Annotated in this window: 20 protein-coding genes; 4 read left to right on the forward strand and 16 right to left on the reverse strand. The window is 72.0% G+C overall.

Going from position 1 to position 20,968, the window contains the following annotated elements:
- The first annotated feature begins 139 nt into the window (after positions 1–139).
- Positions 140–859: an MBL fold metallo-hydrolase gene (locus ACFWFR_RS04170; RefSeq protein ID WP_377621390.1), complete on the forward strand. Its 720-nt coding sequence runs from the start codon at positions 140–142 to the stop codon at positions 857–859.
- Positions 856–1,008 (forward strand): hypothetical protein, encoded by a 153-nt coding sequence (locus tag ACFWFR_RS04175; RefSeq protein ID WP_191802466.1) that lies wholly within the window; start codon positions 856–858, stop codon positions 1,006–1,008. The genes ACFWFR_RS04170 and ACFWFR_RS04175 overlap by 4 nt, the downstream gene beginning before the upstream one ends.
- 12 nt (positions 1,009–1,020) lie before the next feature.
- On the opposite strand, the gene ACFWFR_RS04180 is transcribed toward ACFWFR_RS04175, so the two are convergent.
- The 5 genes from ACFWFR_RS04180 to ACFWFR_RS04200 all read right to left on the reverse strand — a co-directional run bounded on the left by ACFWFR_RS04180 (position 1,021) and on the right by ACFWFR_RS04200 (position 5,246).
- Positions 1,021–2,274 carry a phosphatidylserine/phosphatidylglycerophosphate/cardiolipin synthase family protein gene (locus ACFWFR_RS04180; protein ID WP_377621392.1) on the reverse strand — a complete coding sequence of 418 codons (1,254 nt, stop codon included), beginning with the start codon at positions 2,272–2,274 and terminating at the stop codon, positions 1,021–1,023.
- Positions 2,275–2,356: 82 nt separating this feature from the next.
- Positions 2,357–3,439 carry a tyrosine-type recombinase/integrase gene (locus tag ACFWFR_RS04185; RefSeq protein WP_377621393.1) on the reverse strand — a complete coding sequence of 361 codons (1,083 nt, stop codon included), beginning with the start codon at positions 3,437–3,439 and terminating at the stop codon, positions 2,357–2,359.
- 264 nt (positions 3,440–3,703) lie between these two features.
- The gene (locus ACFWFR_RS04190) at positions 3,704–4,042 is read right to left on the reverse strand and encodes a hypothetical protein (protein WP_377616510.1); all 339 of its coding nucleotides are present in this window, start codon (positions 4,040–4,042) and stop codon (positions 3,704–3,706) included.
- Between the two features lie 273 nt (positions 4,043–4,315).
- Positions 4,316–4,642: a hypothetical protein gene (locus tag ACFWFR_RS04195; RefSeq protein ID WP_377621395.1), complete on the reverse strand. Its 327-nt coding sequence runs from the start codon at positions 4,640–4,642 to the stop codon at positions 4,316–4,318.
- Between the two features lie 157 nt (positions 4,643–4,799).
- Positions 4,800–5,246, reverse strand: a complete 447-nt coding sequence (locus ACFWFR_RS04200) for an iron chaperone (RefSeq protein WP_191802460.1) — start codon at positions 5,244–5,246, stop codon at positions 4,800–4,802.
- Between the two features lie 464 nt (positions 5,247–5,710).
- Between ACFWFR_RS04200 and ACFWFR_RS04205 the strand changes: the two genes are divergently transcribed.
- Positions 5,711–6,664, forward strand: a complete 954-nt coding sequence (locus ACFWFR_RS04205; RefSeq protein WP_377621397.1) for a patatin-like phospholipase family protein — start codon at positions 5,711–5,713, stop codon at positions 6,662–6,664.
- An 85-nt stretch (positions 6,665–6,749) separates the two neighbouring features.
- On the opposite strand, the gene ACFWFR_RS04210 is transcribed toward ACFWFR_RS04205, so the two are convergent.
- Entirely contained in the window at positions 6,750–7,037 is a 288-nt protein-coding gene (locus ACFWFR_RS04210; RefSeq protein ID WP_377621399.1) for a DUF1905 domain-containing protein, read from the reverse strand.
- A gap of 431 nt (positions 7,038–7,468) precedes the next feature.
- Positions 7,469–8,554, reverse strand: a complete 1,086-nt coding sequence (locus ACFWFR_RS04215; protein WP_056651909.1) for a tyrosine-type recombinase/integrase — start codon at positions 8,552–8,554, stop codon at positions 7,469–7,471.
- 471 nt (positions 8,555–9,025) lie between these two features.
- On the opposite strand from ACFWFR_RS04215, the gene ACFWFR_RS04220 reads away from it, so the two are divergent.
- Positions 9,026–9,370, forward strand: coding sequence for an RNA polymerase-binding protein RbpA (locus tag ACFWFR_RS04220; RefSeq protein ID WP_030151331.1), 345 nt, complete (start codon positions 9,026–9,028; stop codon positions 9,368–9,370).
- A 189-nt stretch (positions 9,371–9,559) separates the two neighbouring features.
- On the opposite strand, the gene lnt is transcribed toward ACFWFR_RS04220, so the two are convergent.
- The 9 genes from lnt to ACFWFR_RS04265 all read right to left on the reverse strand — a co-directional run bounded on the left by lnt (position 9,560) and on the right by ACFWFR_RS04265 (position 20,950).
- On the reverse strand, positions 9,560–11,167 hold the full coding sequence (gene lnt / locus ACFWFR_RS04225; protein WP_377621401.1) for an apolipoprotein N-acyltransferase: 1,608 nt from the start codon (positions 11,165–11,167) through the stop codon (positions 9,560–9,562).
- Positions 11,168–11,462: 295 nt separating this feature from the next.
- On the reverse strand, positions 11,463–13,127 hold the full coding sequence (locus tag ACFWFR_RS04230) for an amidohydrolase (protein ID WP_377621403.1): 1,665 nt from the start codon (positions 13,125–13,127) through the stop codon (positions 11,463–11,465).
- A gap of 75 nt (positions 13,128–13,202) precedes the next feature.
- A complete protein-coding gene (locus ACFWFR_RS04235) occupies positions 13,203–16,226 on the reverse strand; it encodes a DEAD/DEAH box helicase (RefSeq protein WP_377621405.1) in 3,024 nt (1,007 codons plus the stop codon).
- A gap of 116 nt (positions 16,227–16,342) precedes the next feature.
- Positions 16,343–17,488, reverse strand: a complete 1,146-nt coding sequence (locus ACFWFR_RS04240) for a diacylglycerol/lipid kinase family protein (protein WP_377621406.1) — start codon at positions 17,486–17,488, stop codon at positions 16,343–16,345.
- Positions 17,481–18,227 carry a twin-arginine translocase subunit TatC gene (gene tatC, locus ACFWFR_RS04245; RefSeq protein ID WP_191802601.1) on the reverse strand — a complete coding sequence of 249 codons (747 nt, stop codon included), beginning with the start codon at positions 18,225–18,227 and terminating at the stop codon, positions 17,481–17,483. The genes ACFWFR_RS04240 and tatC overlap by 8 nt, the downstream gene beginning before the upstream one ends.
- A gap of 36 nt (positions 18,228–18,263) precedes the next feature.
- Entirely contained in the window at positions 18,264–18,461 is a 198-nt protein-coding gene (tatA, locus tag ACFWFR_RS04250; RefSeq protein WP_036571710.1) for a Sec-independent protein translocase subunit TatA, read from the reverse strand.
- A gap of 45 nt (positions 18,462–18,506) precedes the next feature.
- The gene (locus ACFWFR_RS04255; RefSeq protein WP_191802446.1) at positions 18,507–18,833 is read right to left on the reverse strand and encodes a hypothetical protein; all 327 of its coding nucleotides are present in this window, start codon (positions 18,831–18,833) and stop codon (positions 18,507–18,509) included.
- Positions 18,834–18,843: 10 nt separating this feature from the next.
- Entirely contained in the window at positions 18,844–19,863 is a 1,020-nt protein-coding gene (locus ACFWFR_RS04260) for a helix-turn-helix transcriptional regulator (protein WP_377621407.1), read from the reverse strand.
- Positions 19,856–20,950 carry a YafY family protein gene (locus tag ACFWFR_RS04265; RefSeq protein ID WP_191802442.1) on the reverse strand — a complete coding sequence of 365 codons (1,095 nt, stop codon included), beginning with the start codon at positions 20,948–20,950 and terminating at the stop codon, positions 19,856–19,858. The genes ACFWFR_RS04260 and ACFWFR_RS04265 overlap by 8 nt, the downstream gene beginning before the upstream one ends.
- Positions 20,951–20,968 lie beyond the last annotated feature (18 nt).

Here is a 20,968-nt window from a genome sequence, read left to right on the forward strand (position 1 = left end):
CGTCGTCGTCGGAGAAGCGGGAGCCCGACGACGGAGCTCCCGCGGGAGCGCGGGACGCGGTCGCGTCCGAGCCACCTCGCGCCGCACGCGGCCGCGCACGGCACACTTGAAGCAGCAGCTCCCAGTCGAAGGAAGGCTCATGCGCCTCACGTTCCACGGACACTCCTGCGTCGCACTCAGCCACGAAGGAACCACGCTCACTGTCGATCCCGGGACGTTCGCCGACACGTCGGCCGCGCTCGCCGACCCCGGGACGTTCGCCGACACGTCGGCCGCGCTCGCCGACCCCGGGACGCTCCTCGTGACGCACGCGCACCCGGACCACCTCGACGTCGCGGCGGTCGGCAAGGCCCTCGACGAACGCCCGGACCTGGTGATGATCGGTCCGCAGGCGGCTTTCGACCTGCTGGGGGAGGTCCCCGACGGCGAGAGGTACCGGGTCGTCGAACCGGGTGACGTGCTCGACCTGGGGCCCTTCGCCGTGCTGGTCGGAGGCGGTCAGCACGCGGTGATCCATCCCGACATCCCGCGGGTCTCGAACGTCACGTACCTGTTCTCGGCGGGCGGTGCGAGCGTCTACCACCCGGGTGACTCGCTCGTCCCACCGCTGACGGACCGGCGTCTCGACGTGCTGCTCGCACCGGTGTCGGCGCCGTGGATGAAGGTGTCGGAAGGCATCGACTTCGTCCGGGCGCTGGACCCGTGGACCGTGGTGCCGATCCACGACGCGATCCTCTCGTCCGCCGGGCTCGGCCTGGTCCACCGCCTGTTCGGGGTGGGGCGCACCGGCGGGACCTACGACTACCGTCCGCTCGAGGTGGGACAGCACCTCGACGTCACCCCGAGGAGCCGACCATGACCGAGCAGCAGGCCCACCGCGACCCAGAAGCCGTCGCGCAGGAGCTCCTGCGCGAGCACCCCGAGTTCGACGAGGTACCCGTCATCGAGATCGACGAGACCGTCCCGCCGCGCCCCGAGGAGGAGATCGCGGACGCCACGAGGGAGTGAGCCTTCCTGGCTCTACAGCAGCGGGCGGAGCGGGGTCAGTGCGACCTCTCCGAGCTTGGCCGCGAGCGACCTGCTCGACCACTCCGTCAGCGTCAGCTCGCGGCAGTTGCTGAGGTCGACGTCGAACACCTTCTCCATCTGTCCAGCGATGCCCGCGTCGACGATCTCGAGGTTGACCTCGTAGTTGCCCGTCAGGCTGAGGCGGTCGATGTTGGCGGTACCGATGGTCGTCCAGCGGCCGTCGATCGTCGCGGTCTTGGCGTGGACCATGGCTTCCTTGTAGAGCCAGATCGTGACCCCACCCCGCAGGAGCGTGGTGTAGAGCCCGCGCGAGAGCCAGTCGGCCACGACGTGGTTGGAGCGCTCGGGTACCAGGACACGGACGTCGACACCGCGTTGTGCGGCCATGAGCAGCGCGTCGAGGATCTCCCGGTCGGGGATGAAGTACGCCTGGGTGATGTAGATGTGGTCCGAGGCCCGGTCGATCGCATCCAGGTAGATGCCGCGGATCGGGAAGACCAGGTGTGCGGGGGCGTTGCGCGCCGCGCGGAGCTCGGGGAGCCACAGGCGCGAGCCCGGGTCCTCGAGCGGCGGCTGGTGGGACTTGCGGTTGGAGTTCCAGAAGTCGACGAACGCGTTGCGCAGCTCCCAGGCCGACGGGCCGTCGAGCCGGATGTGCGTGTCGCGCCACTGCGTCGCGTACACCGCGCCGATGTTGTACCCGCCGACGAAGCCGATCTCGTCGTCGACCACGAGGATCTTGCGGTGGTCTCGCCCGGACTTGCGGACGTTGAGCACCAGGACACCGGGACGGAAGACGGGATACCGGATGACGTGGATGGGGGAGGGGAACGTCAGGAACTCCCGCGGGACCACGAGGTTCGCGAAGCCGTCGTAGATCACGAAGACCTCGACGCCGCGCTCGGTGGCCTCGACGAGGGCGTCCTTGAACTCCTGGCCGAGCTCGTCGCCCTTCCAGATGTACGTCTCGAGCATGATGCGACGCTTGGCGCCGCGGATGGCGGCGAGCATCTCTCGGTAGAGGTCGTCCCCGTAGGTGAAGATCGTGGTCGACGTCTCGCCGATCCGTCCTTCGGCGGGAGCCGAACGGGGGAACCTGCTGGGGTCCGTGACCCGGCGCTTGCGGATCGCATCGGCGATTACGAGCCCCGTGGCCACGGTCATGGGGACGGCGATCGTGAGAACTGCCGCACGGGCCATCACCGTTCGGGCGAGCTGGACGGGAGAGGTCTTCGAGGGGCGCACCTGCTCACCGTAGCCTCAGGAAGCCGGGAGCACCCGGAGAAAAAGGGTGACGTCGGCCGGACTGGCCGCGACCCTCGCGCTGTCAGGGCTGCCGGGTGCCGATTTCACCCGCTCTGTCTGTTTCGGCTGGCGGTTCGCTCCCCATCTCCGCAGGCAGCCCGGTCGAGAGTGGGTGCGACCGGATCGCCGCGGCCAGCTCGCCCTCGATGCGGTCGAGGTAGACGCCTGTCGTCGCGATAGACGCGTGCCCCAGCAGCTCGGCGATGACCTTGACGTCCCATCCCTGGGCTACGAGGAGCGTCGCGGTCGTGTGTCGCAGGGCGTGAGGGGTCGCGGCCCGTCGGTACTCGTCGGGCATGCGGGCGATGCACCGGTTGAGGAGTGCGCGGATCGCCTGCGCGTCGATGCGCCGGCCTCGCCAGGTGAGGAGGAGGGCACGGGTCGCATCAGGGTCGCCGGGGCGCCGGCTGAGCAGCTGGGGGCGCAGGCCGGCGAGGTACTCCTCGAGAGCGCGCGACAGCGGCTCGGACAGGCTGACCGTGCGGACGGCCCCGCCCTTTCCCTTGATCCGCCAGCGTGTCTGGTCCGGTTCGCGGACGAAGTCGTCGATGTCCGCGCGAGCGACCTCGGAGACCCTCGGACCGAGGATGAGCAGGAGCGCGATGATGAGGCGGTCTCGCAGGGCGAGGTCGTGGTCGACGCGCGGTGCCGTCGCGCCCGACGCGGTGCGCAGCGGCGACGCGGCGTCGCCCGTGCGCGGCTTGGTGCTCGCCGTCACGAGCAGCGACTGCGCGGCCGTCGCGGACAGTGCGGTCCTGGCGACACGCAGCCCGCCGCGGAGCCTGGCCGGGGGAGAGGCCCACTGCATCGGGTCGGCCTGGACCCAGCCGTCGCGTGCCGCGTGCGTGAAGAAGCGGGAGATCGACTGCCGGAACCGGTTCACGGTCGCGGCGGACCTCCCGGGGCCGTCGGGCTTGGTCCGGGGATCGGCGTACCGGCCGTCGGGGGTGATCTGGTAGCGCAGGAGGAAGTCGTCGATGTCGTCGCCCGTGATGTCGTCGAGGATCGTCTCCGGTCCGGCGAGGGAGGAGAGCTCTCGGAGGTCGCGCTCGTAGTTGCGCTGGGTCGTGGGGGAGAGGACACCCCTGACGGTCTCCGCGGACACCGACGACAAGTACGTGGCGACTGCCTCGGCGACCGTGACACGACGTAGGCGGGGAGGGGCGACCACCGTGCGACTCCTGGGAACGGGATGACATCGGACATCCGGAGCATAGGGGGCGCCACTGACACGCTGGAGGGGACCGGTCCTCCCGTTCGCCCCTCAGAGCATGGTGTTGTGACAAACACAATGGTTTGTCCTGTATGTCCTTATCTAGGAGAGTACCCCCAGCAGTGCCATCGCGAAAGAGGGCGGGCAGCTGCGCCCTCAGATGCCCGACGACGCAGCGAGGGGCGCGTCGCCGTCCCGCCCGGGCCGAACATCCAGGAGGGCGCCCGCACTCGAGGGGGACCGGTCGAGCGCAGGGCGGAGCCACAACCGGTAGATCCACCAGGGGGCCGTGAGGACCGCGAAGATCGAGGCGAGCGCAGCCGCGAGCACCGCCACGCCGAGCGTCGTCACCAGGAGCAGCGCCACGAGGGTCGCGCGCGCGCCGTGGACCGCAAGCCGACGGCCGGTCGGCGCCGGCGAGCTCCTGGGTGACGGCGCCGGCTCGACGACGGTCGGCCTGTCAGACTGCGCGGCCGCGAACGGTCCTGAGCTCATCGTCGACTCCAGAGGCTGCTGCGCGCCGCTGCTCGACGCCCTTGCGAAGGAGAGAGTCCGCCGCGTGCGATCCTGATGCACGCCGTGCGACCGGCGAGGCTCGATCCAGTCGTACTGTGCGTGGTCGCTCAGGGCGCCCAGGGGCCCGTCTGGCCGCACGAGAGGGGTGGCCCCGTTCGGCCATAATGACATAATGTACATTATCGGCGTTGCCGGGTGACGGTCGAGAGGGGCTGGAAGGGGCGTCGTTCCAACGATCTGTGGACCGGACCGTTAGTCACCGATCAGGTGCAGCTCCGTGGTCACATCGGTGGCGCACCGCTCGGCCAGGCCGACGACCTCGTCCACGATGCGCGCAGCGGCCCCGGAAGCCGCGCCGTCGACGGATCGCAGCTCGGCGACCAGCTGGTCCGCCTCCGACGACGTCAGGACGAGATCTCCGTACGGGTCGATCTTCGCCAGCAACGGCCGCCCGCTCGCCGCGGCCAGCCGGACGAGCTCGCCCTCGGTGTCGCAGGTGGCTGCCAAGGTCCTCAGCGTGCGACGGCGAGAGCTCGTGCCTCGCTGCGAGACGGCGACCAGCAGGATGTCGAGGGGCATGGTGAGCATGGTGCCAGACGATGCGGGGCGCCGCGGCCAGGAGACGTGTGCCCGCCACTCCCCCAGCTGTCAGCTCCCGGATGTGTATCCGTGCAGGTCAGAGCGCATTTCTGCGCTCCGATCCGCACAGTGACGGAGTGGCGACGCCCGCTGTCGGTCAGCCGGCCGCCCGCTTCACGAGCTCGGCGATCGTCGCCTCGTTCTCCGCCGTCAGCTCCGTGAGGGCATAGGCGACGGGCCACAGCGTGCCCTCGTCGAGCTGGGCGACGTCGTTGAAGCCGAAGGTCGGGTAGCGAGCGCCGAACTTCTCCGCAGGCTGGAAGAAGCACAGGATCTTGCCGTCCTTGGCCCACCCGGGCATCCCGTACCAGGTCTTCGGCGCGAGCGAGGGCGCGTGCTCGGCCACGAGCTCGTGGATCCGCGAGGCCATGGAGCGGTCCGGCTCGGACAGCTCCGCGATCTTCTCGAGCTGAGCCTTCTCCGCCTCGGCCCGGTTCGCGGACGCCTTGAGCTCCTTGGCGCGCTCCTTCATCGCCGCGCGCTCCTCGGCCGAGAATCCTTCGTAGGCCTTGGCGGTCTTGGTCGACTTCGTGGTGCCGGTCATCGTGGTTCCCCTTCTCGGTGGGTCTGTCGTCAGGTTCGACGCTACTGACGGGCGCCGTCGTGCGCTTCTCCAGATCTGCTCGATCGTGACCGGCGGCGAGCCCGCTCGCGTCTCGGAGAAAGACCTCGCGTCGCCGAGGTTCTTCACTCCGTCCTCGCTCGGAGAATCGATGAAGAGATGCCTGGAGCGAGGAATGAGATTCCGCACGGCAATGGCGAGAAATGATCAGGTCGGAAGGTATCGAAACAGCCGTCTGGGCATACCGAGGTTCGGTCGGCGGAGAATTTCCGTGGTCGACTGCGCGTGCGGCGTGCTAGCGTCGCCTTGATCGTGACCCGTCGTCGAGGAGGTGAGACCCGTGAACGCCGTACCCGTACCGGGCTCTCCCCTGCAGTCCACGATCGCGCGACCGAGCTAGTCGTCGCAGGGAGCGCTCGCCCAGCACCTCGCGAAAGGCGACTCCCATGAACACCTCACCTGATTCCTCCCCGGCCCGCGACTCCTCGAACACTGACCAGAGCCTGCCGCAGCTCCCTGTCGGCGAGCGGGCGCTCGTCCTCGGGGGCGGCGGATCGACGGGCAACGCCTGGCTGATCGGCGTCGTCGCCGGTCTGTTCGATGCCGGGCTCGACGTGACAGCAGCAGACCTCACCGTCGGGACGTCGGCCGGTTCGACTGCCGCCGCCCAGGTGGCCGGCGCATCTCCGACCGACCTGCTCGCGACGACCCTCGCGGCTGCTCCCCCACGTCCGAACGGCGCACCCGGCGGAGACCGAGGACATGCACCGAACCGCGCGGTCGTGGACCACCTGGAGCGGATGAACGCTCTCATCGCTTCCGCGGACGACGCTGCTGACCTGCGACGAAAGGTGGGTGCCGCAGCCCTCGACCGCGAAGCGGCGTCGGACGGGTCCTGGCGCGCTCGGTGGCGCGCCACCGTCGCTTCTCGGCTGCCGAGCCAGCACTGGCCGCAGCGCACGGTGCTCCTCACGGCCGTCGACGCCGAGTCCGGCGAGCCGGTCGTGTTCGACCGCCTCAGCGGGGTCGACCTGGCGGACGCCGTCGCCGCGAGCTGCTCGAGCGGCCTTCCGTACAGGATCGGTGACCGTCTCTACGTCGACGGCGGCTACCGCCGCAACGAGAACGCCGACCTGGCCGCCGGGCACGAGCGCGTGCTGGTGCTGTCACCGTTCGCGGGTAGGTCGTTCACCCCACCGGCGTGGGGACTGCAGCTCGCTGCGCAGGTGGACGAGCTCCGCGCACGGGGCAGCGCGGTCGAGACGATCTTCCCTGACAGCGCTTCCGAGCACCTGTTCGGAACCCACGCGATGGACCTGTCCCTTCGTCCGGCTGCGGCGCGAGCCGGGTACGAGCAGGGCACGGGACTGGCTGGTGGACTGGCTTCGTTCTGGCGCTGACGCCCACGGAAACAATGGGCGGGTCTCCGGCGGTGCGGCGTTTCCACGCCGCGCCACCGGAAATCCCCGACAATCCGTCCGAACCTCAGGTCAGTCGTTCGGAAAGGTGGACGGTGACCGTGTCACCGAGGTCCTTTCCGAGCGCCTTTCGCATCTTCGCGCTGATCGAGAGCATGTGGCCGCCGGCCCCGGTCGGCATCAGTCCGGCCGTCAGGTCGTGACCGTCCACGGTGGCGACCACCCGCACGGCCTTGCCGGTTCCCAGGAGCTCGACCGAGTCAGGCACCTCGACGCAAGACCACACGTCGCCGCGCACGGTCACGCCGATCGGTGCGGAGAACGTCACGTCCATCGGACCTGGAGAGCTGCTCACCGGGTGGCTCCTTCGTCGATCGTCGGCGCCGGTCCCACGAGCGGCGCCTTGTCGCTCGACCCTATCGAGCAACAACAGGCCGGGCAGGTCGGTACCCTGCGTGCCGACCGCCCGCCACTCCCCGACCCGCCCGATCGATTTACCCGGGCGGTGCGCTCACCCGTCGCCCAGTCCGCCATGCGGCGAAGTATCTTGATGACGACAGACTTCGTCAGGAAGCCCTGAGAGCGCAGATGCGCGATCCGCATCCGGCAGCATGCGGGCAGTTCGACTCTCGTCGCAAGATGCCCGATTTGCCCTCGGATGCGCCTACCCCGTGAGTTCTATACCCACGGGGCATGAGCGCCTCTCCCCCGTCGGAACGTTGAAATTCCGCCACTCTCACGAGCCTGCAGGAGCCAAGCGCACACCCCGTGGGCACACCACGGGCACTAGCCAGGCGAGACTGCGCGCAGTCTCGCGGACTCCAGAGCGACCGCGACGCCGTCGAGATCGTTGTCGAAGAGGTCGGCGTAGACGTCGAGAGTCATGCTCGCGGAGGCATGTCCCAGCATGCGCTGGACGGCCTTGACGTTCGCCCCGGCCGAGACGGCGAGGCTCGCCGCGGTGTGGCGCAGGTCGTGAGGGGTCAGGTGGTCGTCGATGCCCGCGTCGCGAGCCGCGCGCCAGAACCACCCGGTGCCGGACTTCGAGCGCTTGAGGTAGTCGCCGCGGTCGCCGTGGAAGACGACGTCGTCGCGCCCCTTGCCCTCGCACGCGGCAGCGAGCCGCATCGAGAGGAACGCCGGGAACGGGACCGAGCGTCGCTCGTGCGTCTTGGGAGTCCCGATGACGATGTCCGACCCGACCTCGACCGCGTTCTGGTTGACGCGCAGCCGGTGCCGGAGCATGTCGAGGTCCCTCACGCGCAGGCCGGCGGCCTCGCCCCAGCGGAGCCCGCAGTACGCGAAGACCAGGACGAGCGTCTCGTGCCGGCCGGCGGCGGCGGCCAGCGCGGCCACCTGCTGGTGGTCGAGGTAGGTGTGCTCTCGGCGGACCTTGCGCGGCAGGTTCACACCGCGAGCCGGGTTGGTGAGGATGCGGCGGTCGTCGACCGCGTCGTCGAGCAAGGAGGCCAGTGCGCCGTGCGCGCGTGCGACGGTCGTGGGGCTGTAGGCGGCGCTCAGCTCGGAGACCCACGCCTGGACCGCGGTGCGCCGGATCTCGGCGACCGGGACGCTCCCCCACCGGGGTGTGACGTGCAGGCGCCACGAGCTCTCGATCGCGCGGGCCGTCGAGGGCTTGAGGTGGGTCTGGCGCTGGAGCCACGCTCCCCCGAGCTCGAGGACCGTCGACCGGGCCGCCGCAGGGTCGATGAACTCGCCGCGGAGCATCGACACCTCGAGCGAGGATGCGAAGGCCTCGGCGCTGCGCTTGGTCTTGAAGCCGCGCTTCTTGGTCTGCTTGCGCTCGGGGGTGCGGTAGCGAACCATGTACCGCCGTCCGGCGGTCGTCTCGTAGGCCTCAACGGTCGCCATGGTCGACCGTCCGCTGCTCGCCGTGTCCCTGGTGCCTCACACGAGGAACCGTACCGCGATCGTGGCATTGGAGACTATCCGGACAGGCCGCCTCCGTCCCGCACCGGCGCGTCCCCGTCACGTCGGCGCACAGCGGTCGATGCCGGCCGATGACACGTTCGTGGTGGACGAGGAGCCTCCCGTCGCCTGGCTTCTTGCCGCCGGACCGGGCGCGCGAGCGCACGTGACGGAGCAACGTCACACCCCGATTCTGCGCTTGAAGTTGCGCCTGCCCGCGAAAACCGGAAACCTGGTCGGTGGTCTCGCGGGAGTGCGTGTCCTACCCGATGCGCACGGTCTGCTGGGCAGCCTCGACGGGTGGGTTCGGCGTGCCTCCTGCTTCACCGGACCTTCACGTCCGACCGGAACACTCGCAGCCGGCCGGACGTTGACCCCCATAGACAACCCTGCCGCTACCCCTTGGAGGACACCATGGCCGACCGGTCCCTACGTGGAATGAGCATCGGCGCGAAGAGCATGGAGTCCGACGCGGGCGTCGACTTCGCCCCCCGCTTCCAGGCTCACTACGACTGCCCCAACGGGCACACGATCATCCTGCCGTTCTCGACCGAGGCCGAGGTGCCGGCGGTCTGGGAGTGTCGTTGTGGCGAGGAGGCCCTCCTGCGTGACGCGGAGCGCCCCGAGCCCAAGGCCGGCAAGCCTGCCCGCACCCACTGGGACATGCTGCTGGAGCGTCGCACCATCAAGGAGCTCGAGGAGCTGCTCGACGAGCGCCTCGGCCTCCTGCGTGCCGGCAAGCTGCGTCGCAGCGCCTGATCGACTGCCTCGAAGGGCCCGGAACTCCTCGGAGTTCCGGGCCCTTCGTCGTTCCGTCGGACGGCACGCTCGGTTGTCGCTCTGCGTGCCCGACGGCGGCGCGCACCCAGGGCGGGGCGGCTCGCCCGGGAGGGGACGCCGTCGGGCAGCGGGGCTCCCGTGGAGCGGGCCGACCGAACCGGTGTCCCGCTACCGGCGCGCGGTCTTCTTCGCCGCTGGAGGCTTGGTGCCGCCCTTGCCGCCCTTGGCGCTCGCGGCCGGTGCCCGCCTGACGTGAGCCGTGACGCCCGCGACCACGAGCAGGACCGACAGCCCCCCGGCGATCCACCCGGGCCAGTAGCCCGCGCGCACGGCCGGGGTCAGGGAGTCGCGCAGGGGAAGGGTGGCGATCAGCTGGTCCGGGGTGAAGAGCTCGGTGCTCTGCAGCAGGGCCCCGTTGGGGGCGATGATGCCGCTGACCCCGACGGTCGAGATCTGCACGGTCGCGCGGCCGGTCTCGATCGCCCGCAGGCGTGACATGGCCAGCTGCTGGGTGGACTCGGCGCTGTACCCGAACGAGGCGTTGTTGGTCGGGACCACCAGGAGCTCGGCGCCCGCGTTCACGGCGTCACGCACCAGCTCCTCGTACGCGACCTCGAAGCAGATGACGTTGCCGAGCCGCACGGTGCGCCCGAGCCGCTCGGAGGGAAGGTCGATCACGGCGACCTCGTCGCCCGCGATCATGTCCGTGGTCACCCGGTCCACCTGGTCGGAGAAGATCCGCACGAAGCTGCGCATCGGGATGTACTCGCCGAACGGGGCAGGGTGCTGCTTGGCGTACCGGTCGACGACCCCCTCGCCGGGGACCCAGAGGAGCGACACGTTGTACCGCCCACCCGACTCGGGGAACTCCTGGGCGCCCACGAGGATCGGGGCGCCGACGGCGCTCGCGGCCTCGTCGATGTCCGCCGCGACGTCGGGCGTGGTCTGGGGGTCCAGGTCGGAGCCGTTCTCGGGCCACAGGACCACGTCCAGCTCGCCGGGGTCTACCTCGTCGAGGAGTGCGAGGGTGCCGTCGACGTGGTTCTGCAGGACCACGCCACGGTTGGCGAAGGACCCGAGCCCGGGCTCGTCGACGTTGCCCTGGACCGCGCCGATCGCGAGCGTCCCGGTCTCGGCGCGCACGTCGAGCGGGACCACGAGCCCGACCCCCAGCAGCACGGCCGCGGTCGCGAGCGAGCACAGGGCGGGAAAGACCTTGAGGCGGCGCGACTCGAGCAGGAACACGGCCAGCAGGACGCCGATCGCGGCCGTGAGCAGCGAGACGAGCAGTCCCCCGCCGAGCCAGGCCGTGCGCCCCAGCAGGGAGTCGACCTGGGAGAAGGCGAGCCGGCCCCACGGGAACCCGCCGAAGGGGAACTCCGAGCGCCACTGCTCGATCGCGACCCACAGCACGGAGAACGTCACGACCTGCCACGCGAGGTTGCGACCCACGAACCCGATGCGTCGAACCCACGTCCACATCGCGCCCAGCAGCGCCAGGAACACGGCCTCCAGGACGCTCAGGGCGAGCCACGGCACGGTGTCCGTGGCGATCTGCGCCCACTGGATGTGCGGGAGGAAGAAGGCCAGCCCCCAGACGAACCCGACCAGGGCGTTCCACCAGGCACCGTCGCGACGCACGGCCAGGAAGTAGGCGGCGACGCCCAGGAAGGCCAGGGGCCACCACCCGCGGTCGGGGAAGGCGGCGTTCGTCAGGAGGCCGCCACCGGCGGCGAGAAGGATCAGCAGCCAGCGGCTCGGCTCACGGGTCGACACCCGTGCAGACTACGCCACGCACCTGCAGGTCAGCGGGTGGATGTGGGCCGACCCGCGCGTCCTTCGGACCACGTCGCACCGCCACCGGTGAGGCCGTGTTGTCTACTGAACGCGCGGGTCGAGCCGATGCGCATCAGGGCACACGGGGAGAACGGTGAGATGGTGGCTCGCTCCCCCGCGGCGCTGAAGGCCGGAACACGTCAACGAACTTACCGGTCCTCACGGTGGTGTCAATCCGAACGGGCACCTGCGGGGCGGCGGACCGCCCCGCAGGCCCGGGAGGGCGCCGGAGGACTCAGTCGAACGTGTCGAACAGCACGACGCCGTCGCGCACGGTCTGCAGGCACGTCGGGTCGGGCGCACCGTCGGTCAGGTCGGGCAGCAGAGGCGTCCCGGAGCGCGCGTCGGTGCTCCACGAGGAGGCCGTGGTGCCCGTGCCCTGCACCGCGAGGTGCTCGGCCCGCCACACCGCGAGGTGGGCCGGGGACCCGACGCGCAGCTGGCCCGCGCCCGTGTGGTCCAGGCCGGCGATGCGCCAGCCGCCGCGCGTGTGCGCCCGGAACGCCGCCCGGGCGGAGATGCGCTGGTCGGGGTCCGCGTGGGACATGGCCGCACGCACCGCCGACCACGGGTCCAGGGGCGTCACCGGGGAGTCCGACCCGAAGGCCAGGGGCACCCCGGCCCCCGCGAGGTCCGCGAACGGGGACAGGCCCCCGACACGGGTGGGCCCCAGCCGCGAGGCGTACATGCCGGCCGGGCCGCCCCACGCGGAGTCGAACACGGGCTGGATGCTCAGCGAGACCCCGAACAGCAGGAGCGTCGACAGCGCGTTGGTGTCGACGAACAGGGCGTGCTCGACGCGGTGCGCGGCCCGGCGGTGCGCCGCGGCCCCGTCGGCGTCGGCCGCGGCACGCAGACCCACGAGGAAGGCGTCCATGGCGCGGTCGCCGATGACGTGGAAGCCGCCCTGGGTTCCGGCGCCGGCGACCGCGGACAGGTGGGCCGCGATCTGCTCGGCGCTCAGGTACTGGTTGCCTCGCCCGTCGGGGCCGGCCTCGCCCGGCGCCCCGGTCAGGTCCGAGTACCGGTGCCGCAGGGCCGCGGTGCGCGAGCCGAGCGACCCGTCGACGTTCAGGTCGCCCGCGATGCCCGCGAGCCCGGGCAGGTCCGCGAGCAGCGCACGGGCGTCGTCGGGCGTGGCGCACAGCTCCCCGCGGTAGGCGACCAGGTGCGGCAGGGCGCCCGCCGGGTCGGCGGTCAGCGCCATGAGCTCGCGCAGACCCTCACGCGTGTCGATCGAGGGGGCGCTGTTCTCGTGCACCGACACGATCCCCCGGCGCGCCGCAGCGTCCAGGGCCGTGCGGTACACGGCCGTGCGGCGCTCGGGGCTCAGGTCGCGCGCCGCGTCCCGGGCGCTGTGGTGCGCGTCCTCGGTGACCCAGCCGGTCTCGGTCCACCCGCGTTGCCCCTCGAGCCCGGCCCTGCGGGCCAGGGACGTCGAGACGACCGCGGAGTGCACGTCGACCCGCGCCGCGTAGACGAGCGCTCCCCCGCACGCCGCGTCGAGCTCCTCGCGGGTGGGAGCCCGGTGCTCGGGCCATCCCTGCTCGTCCCACCCGAACGCGAGCAGCACCTCGTCGGCCTCGGACGCCGGGCGCGCGGACACCGCCGCGTGCAGGGCCTCGAGCGCGCCGGCCAGGGACGTGACGCCGGCGCTCGCGGACAGGTCCACCCCGGCCAGGGCCAGGCCCGTCTCCAGGACGTGGACGTGGGAGTCGACGAACCCAGGAGCCACGAGGGCCCCGTCGAGGTCGATGACGCGGTCGGCACGGGCGGCGAGCCCGGCGGCCGTGTCGTTCGCGCCGATCCAGGTGATCACCCCGCCGTCGACGAGCATCGCCTCGGCGAAGGGGTCGGTCGAGGAATGAATGACACCGTTGCGATACAGGGTGGAGGCCACGAAACGACACGATAGGCCACCGGACGCCCCTCGCGCCTCGTCCAGGGGCGCGAGGAGCCCCGCGTGACGCGAAGGTCACACGCTCGAGTAGGCCACGACCCCTCGCCGGACGGCCTCGATCGCGCGGATCGCGGTCTTGCGCAGGGCAGGCGTGGGGGCCGCCGTGGCGAGCTGGTCGAGGACGTCGATGATCTGCTTGCACCAGCGCACGAAGTCGCCCGCGGCGAGCTCGGACCCGCGCAGGACGGCGTCGAGGCTGCGGCCGTTGGCCCACCGGTGCACCGCGGCGACGAGACCCAGGTCGAGCGTGCCGCTCGCGTCGATGTGGTGCGCCTCCTCGAGGTCGTCGACCTCGGACCACACCACGACGGTGCCGTCGAGGGCGCGGGCGAGCTTGCCGTCAGGTCCGCCGGGGACGTAGGGCTCGCCCGGCTCCTCGCGGCGGGCCGAGAACACGAGGGTCGAGACGACGGCGGCCAGGCCGGCCGGGTCGAGCTCGTCCCAGACGCCACGGCGCAGGCACTCGGCCAGGAGCAGGTCGTTCTCCGCGTAGAGGCGGCGCAACCAGTTCCCTGCGTCGGTGACCTTGACCTCCGGGGCGGGGCGGCGACCGGTCCCGGTCCGGGAAGCCGACGCCGGGTCCTGCGCCGGAGCCTGCGCGCCGCCCGTGGCGTCACGGTCGAGCGGACCGCCCCCGGCCGGGTGCGTGTCGACCTCGAGGTACCCGAGCTGGGTGAGGATGTCGCAGATGCGGTCGAAGACCCGTGCGATCGAACCGGTGCGTCCCTCGACGCGGCGCACCAGGGCGTCGTGCTCCTTCTTGAGCTTGGCCCACCGTTCGGCCCAGCGTGCGTGGTCCTCACGCTCGGGGCAGTCGTGGCACGGGTGCGCACGCAGGGCGGCGCGCAGCCGGGTGAGCTCCTTGTCGTCGGCTGCCGAGGACCGCACGCGCGGGCCGCCACCGCGTGCCGGGGCCCCGGGGACGTCGACGAACGCACCGAGCGCGTTGCGCAGCGACGACGCCAGGTCGCGCCGGGCTGCGGGCACGCGCGGGTTGAACGTCTTGGGGATGCGGACCTTGCCGACCGTGCGGATGCCCGAGGGGGCGTCGGCGACCGTGAGCTTCTTGACCTGCTTGTCCTCGGTCAGGACCGTGGGGCGCGGGCCGTCGAACCCGCCGTCCTTGCCGGGGTCGAGGACCACGACGTACCCGGCGCGGCGCCCCGAGGGCAGCTCGACGACGTCCCCGACGCGCAGGTTCTCGAAGTCCGCGACGACCTGGGCCCGGCGGGCACGCTGCGCGGACTTCGACAGGTCCGCCTCGCGGGTCGCGATGGCGCGCCGGAGCCGGGCGTACTCGGAGAAGTCGCCGCGGTCGCACGTCATGGCCTGGGCGTAGCCCTCGAGGGCCTCGGCGTGGGCCTGGGCCTGCTTGGCCAGGCCCACCACGCCGCGGTCGGCCTGGAACTGGGCGAACGACGTCTCCAGGACGTCGCGGGCCCGCTCGCGTCCCACCTGTGCCACGAGGTTGACGGCCATGTTGTAGGTGGGCCTGAACGAGGACTTGAGCGGGTACAGGCGCTTGGACGCGAGGCCTGCGAGGGCCACGGGGTCCAGCCCTGGGTGGTCGACGACGACGGCGTGCCCCTCGACGTCGATGCCCCGGCGCCCGGCGCGCCCCGTGAGCTGGGTGTACTCCCCCGGCGTCATGTCCACGTGCGAGGTGCCGTCCCACTTGACGAGCTTCTCGAGCACGACCGACCGGGCGGGCATGTTGATCCCCAGGGCCAGGGTCTCGGTCGCGAACACGACCTTGACCAGGCCCTTGCTGAACAGGTCCTCGACGATCTCCTTGAAGATGGGCAGCATTCCGGCGTGGTGGGCCGCGATGCCGCGAGCGAGGGACTCGCTCCACGTCCAGTACCCCAGGACGTCGAGGTCCTCGGCGGGCAGCGTCGCGCTGCGCTCCTCGACGATCGCCCGGATCCGGGCCTCCTGGTCGGGCGTGGTCAGACGCAGGCCCGCGGCCAGGCACTGGGTCACCGCGGCCTCGCACCCCGCCCGGGAGAAGATGAAGAAGATCGCGGGCAGCAGGCCGTCGGCGTCGAGCGCGTCGACGACCGCGAAACGCGGCGGCGTGCGGCGTCCCGACCCCTCCCGGTTCCCGTAGCCGCCCGACCCGCCGGGACGCCCGCCCCGGCCGCGGTACCCGCGATCGCCTCGGCCACCGCCCCGTCCCGGGTACCCGCCGTCGCGCGCACCGCTGCGGAACGCGACCAGCAGGTCGGGGTTGATGGGCGGGTTGACCCCGGGGTCCGTCGGGTCCACGTGCCCCGCGTACAGGTCGATCAGGTCGGCGCCGGTCCCCGGGCGTACGGCCTCCCCCGGGGTGCGCCCCCCACGGTCGCGCGAGCCCACCAGGACGTGCTGCCACAGCGGGACCGGTCGGCGCTCGCTGACGATCACGGCGGTGTCGCCGCGGACCATCTCGAGCCAGTCGCCGAACTCCTCGGCGTTGGACACCGTCGCGGACAGGGACACGAGCTGGACGTCGTCCGAGAGGTGGATGATGACCTCTTCCCAGACGGGGCCGCGGAACCGGTCGGCGAGGTAGTGGACCTCGTCCATGACGACGAACGCGAGGCCGTCGAGGGCGCGCGAGCCCGCGTAGAGCATGTTGCGCAGGACCTCGGTCGTCATGACGACGATCGGGGCGTCGCCGTTGATCGACGTGTCGCCCGTCAGGAGCCCGACCTGGTCGGCGCCGTGGCGGCGCGCGAGGTCGGCGTACTTCTGGTTGGACAGGGCCTTGATGGGCGTGGTGTAGAACGCCTTGCGCCCACCGGCGAGGGCCAGGTGGACCGCGAACTCCCCCACGACGGTCTTGCCGGCTCCCGTGGGAGCGGCCACGAGCACGCCTCGTCCTTCTTCGAGTGCCTGGCAGGCGCGGACCTGGAAGTCGTCGAACGGGAAGCCGACGACCTCACGGAAGGCTGCGAGCTGGGTGCGGGAGGCTGCCTGGAGCGCGCGCGACGCCGCGTAGCGCTCCGCGGGGCTCTGGGTCTCGTCGGTCCCGGCGGAGCGGGGTGCTGCGGTCATGGCTCCACCCTACGGTCCGCCGGTGACGTGCCGACGTCAGGCGCAGCCGGGGGACGTCGTCGTCCTGCGGCTGTGCCTCGCCGGCACCGCGGCACCCACGCCTCCGCTCCGGTGGGTCAGGGGTGGCGTGGTGCCGTCACGCGGTCGGGGTAGGCGCGGGGGTCGAGGACCGTGAGGGCGCCGGGGACGACGGTGACGCGCACGGGGAGCCGCGAGATCCGCTCCCCGTCCGCGAACGCGGGTGGGGGCGGTCCGCCGGCGTCGCTGGCCTCCAGGACGACCGAGCGGGCCTGGTGCACGTCGACGGCCGGGTGGTGCACGTGCTTGCCGCGGTACATGCCCGGGAAGACACGGGCAGCGCCCAGGCGGGTCAGCGGGCCTGCGGTCACGAGGTCGAGCAGGCCGTCGTCGATCGACGCCTCGGGGGCGATGAGGACGCCGCCGCCGATGCGGGGCCCGTTGGCCACGGCGACCACGGTCCCGGGTGACTCCCACACGAAGGGGTGCGAGGCGTCGTCGGGCGGCGCGGTCCGGGCTGTCCCGGCCGGGTCGAGGGGGCCTGACGCCGCGGGGGCCGCGGGGAGGACGGCCGCGGCGTCCGGGGCGTCCGGGGCGCCGACGAGCTCGGCCGTGATGCGGTACCCGTAGGGGCGGAAGCGCGCGAGCTCGCTCGCGACGGCGCGCACGTACTTGGCGCGACCGCGCGGCCAGGTCAGGGCGTTGGCGCGCGCGTTGACCGCGGCGTCCAGGCCTGCGGACAGGACGCCGCAGAACCAGCGCTCGCGTCCGGGACGGGGCTCCAGCCGGTCGTCGAGGGGCTCTGCGCGGGCCGCGTCCACGAGGCGGGTGCCGCCCGTGCCGGCGGCGCGGGCACGCAGGGACTCGAGGAGCAGGGTGACGGCCGCGTCGACGTCGTGCACGGGCAGCTCGAGGGCCGAGGCGAAGTCGTTGCCCGTCCCGGCGGCTACCACCCCGAGCGGGATCGTGGTCCCGGCGACCGCGTTGACGCCGAGGTGGACCATGCCGTCCCCGCCCACGACGACGAGCGCGTCGAGCGGACCGCGGGTGCTGCTGCCGGCGACCGCGTCGCGGGCGTTCTCGAGCGCGAGGGGCGCGTTGGGGGCGCTGAGGTCCAGGACGTCGTGCCCGGCCTGGCGCAGGAGCTCGAGCGTGCGGGCGCCGTCGCCCCGGCCGCGCCCACGGTCGGCCGTCGGGTTGACGACGACACCGAGGCGGGCCGGGCGCGAAGGTGCCTCAGGCACCGGCGAGGGCTGCGGCGTCGCGCTTGTCGGTGCTGCGGTCGCGCAGGAAGGCGATCCCGACGGCCCCGAAGTACAGCAGGCAGATCGGCAGGGCCACGAGGATCATCGTGAGCGCGTCCGGGGTCGGGGTCATGACGGCGGCGAACACGAACGCGATGAGCACGGCCCAGCGCCACCCCGCGAACAGCGCCTTGGCCCGGACGAGTCCCGCGAAGTTCAGGGCGACCAGGACCACGGGCAGGACGAACGCCAGCCCGAACGCCAGGACCAGCCGCATCACGAAGCTCAGGTACCCCTGGGCGTCGGTGAGGTTGGTCGCGCCCTCCGGCACGAAGCCGGCCAGGATGTCGACCGCGTGCGGGAGGACCCACCACGCCAGGAACGCCCCGCCGAGGAACAGGGGCACCGATGCCCCCAGGAAGCCCATGGCGTAGCGGCGTTCCTTCGACGTGAGTCCCGGGGTGATGAACGCCCACAGCTGGTACAGCCACCACGGGCAGGACACGATGACCCCGAGGAACAAGGAGACCTTGATCTTCATGTCGAGCGCGGTCGCCATGCCCGAGAAGTTCAGGTTGATGACCTTGCCCTGCTCCGCAGCAGCCTTCTCGAGCGGGGCCTGCAACGCGTCCAGGAGCGGCTGGTACAGGAACCACCCCAGGATCGCTCCGGCGACCAGGCCGCACGAGACCAGGAAGAGTCGCTTGCGGATCTCGAGCAGGTGCTCGCGCAGCGGCATGCGCCCTTCGGACGTCTTGGTCGAGCTGGACACGGGTCAGGCCTTGGGGGCGTCGTCATCCTTGACGGCAGGCTCCGCGGGCTTGTCGTCGTCGCGCAGGTCCTTGACCTCGCTCTTGAAGATCTTGAGGGACTGGCCGACGCTGCGTGCCAGGTCAGGAAGTCGCTTCGCCCCGAACAGGAGCAGGACGACGACGACAAGAACGATGATGTGCCAGGGCTTCAGCATGCCCATGAGATGGCTCCTTGGAGTCGGACGCGAGTCTTGTTGTCGCAGATCCTACGCGTTGAATCGGCGCCAGCGGTCCCACGTCACTTTGTTGCGGGTCCTGCGCAGGACCCGGCGCTCGGCCCGCTCGGCGCGCAGGTGCTCCACGCGCTCGTGCAGCACCACCGGGTCGTCGAACAGGGTGGGCGCGGTGCTGGGCTGCGCGGCCGCCGCCGCGGCGGTCAGCTCGTCGGTGCGCCGGGCGAAGCGGTCCATGACCTGCGACGACTCCGACATCTGCCGCAGGAGCGCCTTGGCCTTGCGCCACAGGTCGCGGCCCAGGAAGAACGCGCCGACGAGCGTGCCGACGACCAGGACCGACCAGATGGTGAACCACATACCGACCAGCCTAGTTCGCGGAGGGCACGCCCGGGGCCGGGTCCGGCCCCTCGTCGACAGCACCACCGTCGTCCGCACGCTCCCCGTACGCGGCCAGGGCGGCGCTCGCGGCCTGCGCGACGTCGTCGGCCACGGCCTGGGGCGTGACGGCCAGGACGTGGCGGGCGTGCTCGAGCAGGAGCCGGCGCAGCCACACGGGGTTGGTCACGCGCAACGACACCTCGAACGCGCCGTCGGGCAGGTTGCGGACCTTCTCCACGGGGACCTGCTCCGCGACCCAGCGGGCCGGGCTCGCGAACGTGATCGTGGCCAGGGGCGCGTCACCCGTGGGCGTGAAGTCGACCTCGGTCGGCAGGTCGTGCTCGGCCGTGGGGACGTCGAGCTCGGTCGCGGCCAGGAGCCGGTCGAGGCGGAACGTGCGCTGGCCCTGCGCGCGGTAGCACCACGCCAGGAGGTAGGACCAGGCGTCCTGGGTGTGCAGGGCCACGGGGTCGATCTCCCGCTCGGAGACGACGTCGGCGCTCGTCACGTACCGCACGCGCAACCGGTGCCGGTTCGCCAGGGCCGAGGACACGGTCGCCACGACCGCGGGGTCCCCGTCGGTGGGCAGGCGCACGTCCAGGGCTGCGGCGGCCTCGCCCGTCGCGCCCGTGAGCTTGTCCAGGACCGAGGCGACGACGTCGGAGCGTGCCCGGTCCGAGCGGACCGCGCCCGTCTCCCCCATGGCGCGCAGCGCCGCGATGAGCGCGACCGCCTCGCGCGTGCCCAGGCGCAGGGGCCGGGTCATGCCGCGAGCCTCGGTCAGGCGCACCACGCCGCGCTCGAGGGAGTCCGCGTCGAAGTCGATCAGGTCGTCGGGCCAGTACCCGGGGGTGCCGGACACCCACAGGGCGTCGACGTCCTCGACGATCTGGCGGGTCGTGACCCCGAACCGGGACGCGAGCTCCTCGACGGGCACGCCGCCCGCCCCGTCCAGATAGCTGACGATGCCCAGCAGGCGCACCAGCCGGTCGTCCGCGCGCTCAGCCACGCTGCTCCTCGGTCGTCGTCGTGCTCGTGCCGTCCCGGTCGAGGGACCGGTCGGTCGGGGAAGGGGTGAGACCCGTGGCCAGGTCCGCGGACCCCAGGCGCGCCGCGGCGCGCAACCGGCGCACGACGGCGTCGCGCAGCTCGGGCGGGCTCAGCACCACGACCGCGTCACCGTACCCCGCGATCTCGTCCGCGAACGTGTGCGCGTTCGTGTAGGGCACGTGCACGACGTCGCGCCCGTCCCGACGGGGCCCCGCCCCCTCGCCCGTGCCGTCGCCGTCGCTGCGCCCCCGCGCACGCAACGCCTCGGCCCGCTCCGGACCGATCGCCAGGCGTGCCTCGAGCTCGCGCCCCGCGCGCGCCCCCAGCAGCGCGTCGACGTCCACCCCCTCCGGGATGCTGAACGCCCCCGCCCGCCCCAGCAGACGCACCCGCCCCTCGATACGGCTCAGCCGGTACGCGCGCGGCGCCTGGCGCTCGCGGTCGAAGCCCAGCAGGTACCAGCCGCCCCGGCGCGCCGCGATGCGCCACGGCTCGACCGTGCGCGTGCGCACCTCGCCCGTGGACGCCGCCCGGTACGTGAACGACACCACGCGCAGCGCCTCGATCGCGTCGAGCAACGGCCCGTACGCGTCACCCACGGCCCGCACCCGGGGCGCCAGGCCCGCGACCGCGTCGTTCGCGATCTCCCCCGCCCCCGCCGCCCGCAGCTTCGTCAGGGCGCGCGAGATGTCCGTCCGCAGCGTCTTGTCCTGCCAGAACTGCGCGGCCAGCGACAGGACCCCGAACTCGGCCGGGGTCAGGTCCACCGCGGGCAGCGCGTACGCGTCCTGGTCGATCCGGTACCCCACGTCGTCGCTGTGGCCCCCGGCGTCGACCGTCACGATCGGGATCCCCAGGTCGCGCAAGGAGTCCTTGTCGCGCTCGAACATCCGCTCGAACGCCTCGGGCGAGGGCGCGTCGGCATACCCCGCCACGCTCGTGCGGATCTGCTGCTTCGTCATCGACACGCTCGTGTTCACGAGGGCGATCACGAGGTTCAACAGCCTCGTCGCAGGGTTGACTGGTTGGCTCGTCTGATCAGGCATCGGCACCCACGCTAACGA

It is taken from the genome of Oerskovia sp. NPDC060287 (genome assembly GCF_042726775.1).
In the GTDB taxonomy this organism is placed as follows: domain Bacteria; phylum Actinomycetota; class Actinomycetes; order Actinomycetales; family Cellulomonadaceae; genus Oerskovia; species Oerskovia merdavium.